Origin of the sequence: Streptomyces chlorus (assembly GCF_042655885.1) — a bacterium.
Taxonomy (GTDB): domain Bacteria; phylum Actinomycetota; class Actinomycetes; order Streptomycetales; family Streptomycetaceae; genus Streptomyces; species Streptomyces chlorus.
Genome location: NZ_JBHSOA010000062.1, coordinates 1 through 2,041, shown reverse-complemented (window position 1 = coordinate 2,041; position 2,041 = coordinate 1). Strand labels below are relative to the sequence as shown.

At 70.8% G+C, this 2,041-nt stretch carries 1 protein-coding gene; it reads left to right on the top strand.

The window, feature by feature from the left end:
- A partial coding sequence (locus ACFPZI_RS27140; RefSeq protein ID WP_381368120.1) for a type I polyketide synthase occupies nucleotides 1-2,041 on the top strand: 2,041 nt, incomplete at both ends.

Below are 2,041 nucleotides of genomic sequence, written 5' to 3'. Positions count from 1 at the left end.
CTCACCGCGGTCGAACTCCGCAACCGGCTCAACACCGTGACCGGGCTGCGGCTGCCCGCCACGCTCGTCTTCGACTACCCGACCGTTCAGACGCTCGTGGACCATCTGCTCGAGGAGCTGCTGGGATCGGACGCGACGGTCGTCGAACCGGTCGCCGCGCACGCTCCTTCGGTGGCCGACGACCCGATCGTGATCGTGGGGATGAGCTGCCGGTACCCGGGCGGTGTGACCTCGCCCGAGGATCTGTGGCGACTGGTCACGGAGGGGACGGATGCCGTGTCCGGCTTCCCGACCAACCGCGGCTGGGACGTCGACGGGCTCTACAACCCCGACCCCGACCACATGGGTACCTCGTACACGCGGCAGGGCGGATTCCTGCACACGGCGGATGAGTTCGATCCCGCGTTCTTCGGGATGAGCCCGCGCGAGGCGCTGGCGACGGACTCGCAGCAGCGGCTGCTGCTCGAAGCGTCGTGGGAGGCGATCGAGCGGGCCGGGATCGACCCGGTGTCGCTCAAGGGCAGCGCGACCGGTGTGTTCGCCGGCGTGATGTACAGCGACTACACGTCTCTGCTGGGCGGCCCGGAGTTCGAGGGCTTCCAGGGAGGCGGAAGTACGAGTCTGGCGTCGGGCCGGGTGTCGTACACCCTGGGCCTGGAGGGTCCGGCGGTGACGGTGGACACGGCGTGTTCGTCGTCGCTGGTGGCGATGCACTGGGCGATGCAGGCCCTGCGCAGTGGCGAGTGCTCGCTGGCCCTGGCCGGCGGCGTGACGGTGATGTCGACCCCGACGGTGTTCGTCGACTTCGCCCGGCAGCGCGGCCTCGCTCCCGACGGCCGGTGCAAGGCGTTCTCCGAGTCCGCCGACGGTGTCGGCTGGTCCGAGGGCATCGGCATGCTCCTCCTGGAGCGGCAGTCGGACGCGTTGCGCAACGGTCACGAGATTCTGGCCGTGGTGCGCGGCAGTGCGGTCAACCAGGACGGTGCGTCCAACGGTCTGACGGCGCCCAACGGCCCCTCGCAGCAGCGGGTGATCCGCCAGGCGCTCGCCAGCGGCGGGCTGCTGGCCGAGGACGTCGACGTCGTCGAGGCGCACGGCACCGGTACCTCGCTGGGTGACCCGATCGAGGCGCAGGCGCTGCTGGCGACGTACGGACGCGACCGCGACCCGGAGCGCCCGCTCCTGCTGGGCTCGGTGAAGTCGAACATCGGCCACACACAGGCCGCCGCGGGCGCGGCGGGCGTGATCAAGATGATCATGGCGATGCGCCACGGTGTGCTGCCGCAGACGCTGCACGTCGACGCCCCGTCCTCGCACGTGGACTGGACGGCGGGCGCGGTGGAGCTGCTGACCGAGCCGACGCCGTGGCCGGAGGCCGGCCGCGGGCGACGCGCGGGTGTGTCGTCGTTCGGTATCAGCGGTACGAACGCGCACGTGATCCTGGAGCAGCCGGCGGACGTCATCCAGGGAACGGTGGTGACGGGGTCCGAGGCTCCCGCGGTGGAGCTGGGTGTGGTGCCGTGGGTGCTGTCCGGCAAGACGCCGGAGGCGCTGCGCGGCCAGGCCGCCAAGCTGCTGGCCTCGATGGAGGGTCGGCCGGAGCTGCGGCCGGTGGATGTCGGGTATTCGCTGGCGACGGGCCGGTCGAAGTTCGAGCACCGAGCGGTGGTACCGACCGGCGAGCGTGCCGAGACGATGCGCGCGTTGGCAGCACTGACGGTCGGTGAGCCGGACGCCTCGGTGGTGTCGGGTGCAGTGCTCGGCGGCCGGTCGGCGGTGTTGTTCTCCGGTCAGGGTTCGCAGCGGCTGGGGATGGGCCAGGAGCTTTACGGCCGGTTCCCGGTGTTCGCGGAGGCACTGGACTCCGTACTCGCTCTGTTGGACGGCGAGTTGGAGCGCCCGCTGCGTGAGGTGATGTGGGGCGAGGACGTCGACCTGCTGAACGAGACGGGCTTCGCTCAGCCGGCGTTGTTCGCCATCGAGGTGGCGTTGTTCCGTCTGGTGGAGTCGTGGGGTGTCAAGCCCGACTTCGTGGCGGGGC